This is a genomic window from Lentzea indica (genome assembly GCF_012184385.1).
Lineage (GTDB): Bacteria > Actinomycetota > Actinomycetes > Mycobacteriales > Pseudonocardiaceae > Lentzea > Lentzea indica.
Map to the genome: position 1 here is coordinate 1 of NZ_VSRL01000393.1, position 5,645 is coordinate 5,645.

7 protein-coding genes are annotated in these 5,645 nt (G+C 66.9%); 2 read left to right on the forward strand and 5 right to left on the reverse strand.

The genetic code is table 11. The features are described from left to right. Positions 1-222 precede the first annotated feature (222 nt). Genes FXN61_RS46735 through FXN61_RS46750 form a run of 4 tightly spaced genes read right to left on the reverse strand, consistent with a single transcriptional unit; the run spans position 223 to position 3,098 of the window. Positions 223-801 (reverse strand): GNAT family N-acetyltransferase, encoded by a 579-nt coding sequence (locus FXN61_RS46735; protein WP_312878536.1) that lies wholly within the window; start codon positions 799-801, stop codon positions 223-225. A 24-nt stretch (positions 802-825) separates the two neighbouring features. After that, the gene (locus FXN61_RS46740; protein ID WP_167980232.1) at positions 826-1,755 is read right to left on the reverse strand and encodes a hydroxymethylglutaryl-CoA lyase; all 930 of its coding nucleotides are present in this window, start codon (positions 1,753-1,755) and stop codon (positions 826-828) included. Next, complete coding sequence (locus FXN61_RS46745) at positions 1,742-2,266, reverse strand: PH domain-containing protein (protein ID WP_167980233.1); 525 nt, start codon at positions 2,264-2,266, stop codon at positions 1,742-1,744. The genes FXN61_RS46740 and FXN61_RS46745 overlap by 14 nt, the downstream gene beginning before the upstream one ends. A 13-nt stretch (positions 2,267-2,279) precedes the next feature. Then, complete coding sequence (locus FXN61_RS46750; RefSeq protein ID WP_167980234.1) at positions 2,280-3,098, reverse strand: biotin--[acetyl-CoA-carboxylase] ligase; 819 nt, start codon at positions 3,096-3,098, stop codon at positions 2,280-2,282. A gap of 117 nt (positions 3,099-3,215) precedes the next feature. Between FXN61_RS46750 and FXN61_RS46755 the strand changes: the two genes are divergently transcribed. Both FXN61_RS46755 and FXN61_RS46760 read left to right on the forward strand, forming a co-directional pair. After that, the gene (locus tag FXN61_RS46755) at positions 3,216-4,853 is read left to right on the forward strand and encodes an acyl-CoA carboxylase subunit beta (RefSeq protein WP_167980235.1); all 1,638 of its coding nucleotides are present in this window, start codon (positions 3,216-3,218) and stop codon (positions 4,851-4,853) included. Beyond that, positions 4,850-5,083 (forward strand): acyl-CoA carboxylase subunit epsilon, encoded by a 234-nt coding sequence (locus FXN61_RS46760; protein ID WP_167980236.1) that lies wholly within the window; start codon positions 4,850-4,852, stop codon positions 5,081-5,083. The genes FXN61_RS46755 and FXN61_RS46760 overlap by 4 nt, the downstream gene beginning before the upstream one ends. Positions 5,084-5,137: 54 nt before the next feature. On the opposite strand, the gene FXN61_RS46765 is transcribed toward FXN61_RS46760, so the two are convergent. Continuing rightward, positions 5,138-5,524 carry a hypothetical protein gene (locus FXN61_RS46765; protein WP_167980237.1) on the reverse strand — a complete coding sequence of 129 codons (387 nt, stop codon included), beginning with the start codon at positions 5,522-5,524 and terminating at the stop codon, positions 5,138-5,140. Between the last annotated feature and the right edge of the window lie 121 nt (positions 5,525-5,645).

The following is a 5,645-nucleotide window of genomic DNA, read 5'->3' on the forward strand; positions in this document are numbered from 1 at the left end:
ACCGCAACCACCTACGCAGCAGCAAGCCGCCAAAAGCAACAGGCGTGCCATCAACCCGCGCGCGGCGCTGGACAGGTCTTTGATCAGATTGGCGGGGTCTGGGGCGGAGCCCCAGAAAGCAGCAGGAACGCAAGCACGCAACCCGACCACCTACGGACACGAAACCGGCACCCGCCGACGCAACAGGGAGACGGCCAACGCAACCCACGCGCCAGGGCGAACCTACGGAACCAGCACCCGACGGACCAGAGCCCGCCGCACCCCTCGCCGCTCAACCACCTCAAACCCAGCATCGAGAAACATCGCCAACCGCCCGTGATACAGCTCCCCAGCCTGCACCGACCGCCCAGCAGTATCGATCGGATACCCCTCCACAACCCGGGCCCCAGCCGAAGCCGCATAGGACACAGCCGCATCGAGCAGCATCGACGTCACCCCCTGCCGCCGAACATCCCGCCGAACGTAGAAGCAGGTAACCGACCACACCCCAGAGATGTCCTCAGACACGGGCGCAGTGACCTTGGACCGAGCCAACCGCGAATACGCCGCCCGAGGAGCAACAGCCACCCACCCAACAGCCTCAGCCCCAGCCGCAGACCCATCAGCCCCAGAAGAGTCCACCGCCAGCAACCCGATCGGCGACCCCAACCGCTCCCTCAACACAGCCCGGTTGTCGCCAACCTTCATCTCAGCGTTGGTCTGCATGAACCAGGTGCAGAAACACCACTCGACCGTCTTGCTGGAGCTGAACAACCCCTCGGCCAACGCCCAGGTCTCAGCAGTCAGCTCGACAACCTTCACCAGACGACCCTCACTCGACAACCTTCACTTCGAAAGCGCCCTCACAACCCGAGAAGGACTGGGCCGCCCAAGCTGCTCAGCCATCCAAACCGAGCACTCCACGAGCTTGTCCAAGTCAACCCCGGTCTCAATCCCCAGCCCGTCAAGCATCCAAACCAGGTCCTCGGTGGCAAGGTTCCCGGTAGCCGACTCCGCGTACGGACACCCACCCAGACCACCGGCCGAAGAGTCCACAGTCGTAACCCCACAACGCAAAGCGGCCAGAGTGTTGGACAAGGCCTGCCCGTACGTGTCGTGGAAGTGAACGGCCAACGACGAAACGTCCCGGAATCCCTCCAAAAGGGACTCCACCTGACCCGGCGTGGCCACACCGATGGTGTCGCCCAACGACAACTGCGAACAGCCCATCTCCAGCAGCCGCTCACCAACGGCCACGACCTGCGAGCGCGCGACAGGGCCTTCCCAAGGGTCGCCGAAGCACATCGACACGTATCCACGCACGGACAAACCCGCTGCCAGAGCACGGGAAACGGTCGGCGCGAACATCTCGAACTGCGAGTCCAACGTCCGGTTCAGGTTGCGGGAAGCAAAGGTCTCCGTGGCCGAGGCGAAGATCGCGATGTGCGAGACTCCGGCCTCCAGAGCGCGGTCGAGGCCACGCTCGTTCGGCACCAGCACCGGATAGACGACACCAGGCCGCTTCGACAGACCGGACAACAACTCAGCGGCGTCAGCCAACTGCGGCACCCACTTGGGGTGGACGAAGGACGTGGCCTCCAAAACGGACAGTCCCGCAGCGGCAAGCCGGTCCAGGAACTCCAGCTTCACCGAGACCGGCACTACGACCGACTCGTTCTGCAGCCCGTCCCGTGCGCCGACCTCCCAGATCGTCACCCGCGATGGCAGCGAACCGGACCGGACGACGTCGGGCAGGCCGGCCTCACGCGCGCCCATCGAGCGTCCTCGGGTGGAAGTCGTCGTCGGGATTGTCGTTGACCTCGCGGTACAGCATGGTGTGCACCTTTTCCACGGACGGGATGTCGTCGAACTCGAGCGGCTCGTCCGACGCCGACTCGATGATCAGCGTGCCGCAGCCCAGCACCCGGTCCATCAGGCTGTGCTCGAACCGGACGCTGTTGACGCGCGCCAGCGGGATGTCCAGGCCGGTGCGCTTGAACACGCCCTCGCGGTACATCACGCGGTCCGAGGTGATGATGAAGTGCGTCGTCCGCCAGCGCACCACGGGCGCCAGCGTCAGCCACATGATCAGCACGACGCCGACCACGGCCAGCGCGATCCACGCGATGGTGGCCCACGACTGGTCCACGACGAGTCCGGCCAGGTAGGTGCCGAGCGCGACCACCACCAGCAGCCAGAACACCGGGAAGATCAGCATCTTCCAGTGGGGGTGCTTGTGGATCACGACGTGCTCGCCGGAGCTCAGCAGGTCGTCGGGATAGGCCATGGGCCAACCCTAACTACGCCGGGCGCAAATGCACCACGTCACCAGCGGACACGCCGTGGTCCACGCCGTCATCGCCGCGCACGACCAGCGTGCCGTCGGCCTCGATGCGCTGCGCCGTGCCGAGCAGCTGCACGCCACCGGCCAGCTCGACGCGCACGCGCTCGCCGACGGTCGCCGAGTGCTCCTGGTACTCCTCCAGCACACCGGACTCGACCGCGTCGCCGCCGTTCTTGCGCCACACGCCTTCCAGCACGGCCAGCTCGGTCAGCAGCCGGAACGCCAGCTCGCCCCGATCCAGCTCCGACGCGCCCGTGTCCTCCAGCGACGTCGGAGCCAGGCCACCGGGCGCGGGCTGCACGTCGCCAGGCAGCTTCGCCACGTTCAGGCCGATGCCGACGACGACGGCCTGTGCGACACCGGCGGTGATCTCGGACAGGATGCCGGCGCCCTTCTCCGCCTTCGGGCCGAGCAGGAGGTCGTTCGGCCACTTCAGGGACGCTTCAACACCAACCGATTGGGCGACACGCACCAGCGCCAGACCGGCGATCAGGTTCAGCCACGGCAGCTGTCGCGGCTGCACGCCGGACGGCCGGAAGAGCACACTGACGTAGAGCCCGCCGGGCGGCGACGACCAGGTGCGGCCGCGGCGGCCCTGCCCTTCGCTCTGCTCCAACGCGATCAGCACCGTGCGGTCGGCCGCGCCTGCAACAGCGGCTGCGGCCAGGTCCGCGTTCGTCGACTTGGTGGTCTCCACGACGTCGAGTGCGGCGTACGGACCGTTGGGTGCGACCAGACGCGCGCGCAGCGCATCGGCGTCGAGTGCGGTGTCCATCACACCAGGTTATTGGAACGGAAGAGGGTACGTGCGATCCGACATGACCGACAGGTTGCCGTGACCTGGACAACTGCACGGGGCAGTTCAGCAATGGTCTCGTTAGGCTGCGAGCCCATGAGCAGTGCGACCGAGCCGATCGGGACCGTCCCCGCGGACGCCCCGGACGTCCACACCACCGCGGGCAAGCTCGTTGACCTCTACCGGCGCAACGACGAGGCGGTTCACGCCGGCTCGGCGCGCGCGGTCGAAAAGCAGCACGCGAAGGGCAAGAAGACAGCCCGCGAGCGCATCGACCTCCTGCTCGACCCCGGTTCGTTCGTCGAGCTGGACGAGCTCGCCCGGCACCGCTCGACCAACTTCGGCCAGGAGAAGAACCGCCCGTACGGCGACGGCGTGGTGACCGGTTACGGCACCGTCGACGGCCGTCCGGTGTGCGTGTTCTCCCAGGACGTCACGGTCTTCGGCGGCTCGCTCGGCGAGGTGTACGGCGAGAAGATCGTCAAGATCATGGATCTGGCGATCAAGACCGGTCGCCCGATCGTCGGCATCAACGAGGGCGGTGGCGCGCGCATCCAGGAGGGTGTCGTCTCGCTCGGCCTCTACGGCGAGATCTTCACCCGCAACGTCCGCGCGTCCGGCGTGATCCCGCAGATCTCGCTGATCATGGGCTCCAACGCCGGTGGGCACGTCTACTCCCCGGCGCTGACCGACTTCGTGGTGATGGTCGACCAGACCTCGCACATGTTCATCACCGGCCCCGACGTCATCAAGACCGTCACCGGTGAGGACGTCACGTTCGAGGAGCTCGGCGGCGGCCGGACGCACAACACCAAGTCCGGCAACGCGCACTACCTCGGCAACGATGAGGAAGACGCGATCGCGTACGTCAAGGAACTGCTGTCGTACCTGCCGTCCAACAACCTCTCCGACTCGCCGGCGTTCGACGGCACGCTGACCGAGGGCTCGGTCAGCGACGCGATCACGGACACCGACAAAGAGCTCGACACGCTCATCCCGGACTCGGCGAACCAGCCGTACGACATGCACGAGGTCATCAGCCGCGTGCTCGACGACGGCGACTTCCTCGAAGTGCAGCCGCTGTTCGCGCCGAACATCCTCGTCGGCTTCGGCCGCGTGGACGGCCACAGCGTCGGCGTGGTGGCGAACCAGCCCACGCAGTTCGCCGGCTGCCTCGACATCGACGCCTCCGAGAAGGCCGCCCGGTTCGTACGCACCTGCGACGCGTTCAACATCCCGGTGCTGACGTTCGTCGACGTGCCCGGCTTCCTGCCCGGCACCGACCAGGAGTGGAACGGCATCATCCGGCGCGGCGCCAAGCTGATCTACGCCTACGCCGAGGCCACCGTCCCGCTCGTCACCGTCATCACGCGCAAGGCGTACGGCGGCGCGTACGACGTCATGGGCTCCAAGCACCTCGGCGCGGACATCAACCTCGCGTGGCCGACCGCGCAGATCGCCGTCATGGGCGCTTCGGGTGCGGCGAACATCGTGCACCGCAAGACTCTCGCGGCGGCCGCTGCCAACGGCGAGGACGTCGACGCACTGCGCGCGCAGCTTCAGCAGGAGTACGAGGACACGCTGTGCAACCCGTACGTCGCCGCTGAGCGCGGGTACGTGGACTCGGTGATCCCGCCGTCGTACACCCGCGGCTACGTGGCACGGGCGTTGTCGATGCTGCGCGACAAGCGGGAGACGCTGCCGCCCAAGAAGCACGGGAACATCCCGCTGTGACCGCGCCGGACGAGAAGCCTCAGGAAAAGCCACTGCTGCGGGTCGTCAAGGGCACGCCGGACGACCACGAACTGGCGGCGCTGACCGCGGTCGTCGCCGGGCTGGCCGCTGCCGCTCCGGCCGAAAACGAGCCCGCCCAACCCTCGGAATGGGCGAACCCGGCTCGCCGGGTTCGCAGGCCGTTGCAACACGGCCCAGGCGCCTGGCGCGCCTCGGGCTTTCCCGGCTGATTTGGCGTCTGCAAGTACCACCAACTGCGAGTTGGTGGTACTTGCAGACGCCGTTCAGCAGGGGACTCGGCGGCTGTTGACGTCGAGTCCCACCGCGACCTCGCGGCAGCGGACCTCACCGTCGACCTTGAGCTTCAGGGTCCAGAACTCGCTGCCGTAAGCATCGGTCTTCTTGAGCACCTGAACGTTCTCGGCGTTCAGCGGCGCGTTGTGCCGTACTGCCGACACGACCTGCGTGAGCAGCGCGTTCTCCGCGCGGTCGACGGTGTCGGCGAACGGCCAGATCGGAACTCCGTAGCCGATCGGGTCGCTCGCGAGCACGCTTCCAACGGCCCACGATCCAATGAGCCCGACGAGCCCGACGAGCAGTGCCGCGATCCGTCTGCGCTTGCCTTCGCGATCGGAACCGCGTTCGGTGAGGACAAGCACCCAGCGCTTCACTCCGTCGAGGGTGCCGATGCAGGAGGTGAGCGCGCATCAGTAGTACTACTCGATCCGACAGGGCGAGCTGGAAAGCGGTGTTCGCGCTCTGCATCGGCTTCTTCATGACCTTGCTGGACAC

Excerpts from the sequence above, each read along its gene's own strand:
- FXN61_RS46745 (WP_167980233.1), bottom strand. The coding sequence starts at position 2,266 with ATGGCCTATCCCGACGACCTGCTGAGCTCCGGCGAGCACGTCGTGATC.
- FXN61_RS46755 (WP_167980235.1), top strand. The coding sequence starts at position 3,216 with ATGAGCAGTGCGACCGAGCCGATCGGGACCGTCCCCGCGGACGCCCCG.
- FXN61_RS46740 (WP_167980232.1), bottom strand. The coding sequence starts at position 1,755 with ATGGGCGCGCGTGAGGCCGGCCTGCCCGACGTCGTCCGGTCCGGTTCG.
- FXN61_RS46750 (WP_167980234.1), bottom strand. The coding sequence starts at position 3,098 with ATGGACACCGCACTCGACGCCGATGCGCTGCGCGCGCGTCTGGTCGCA.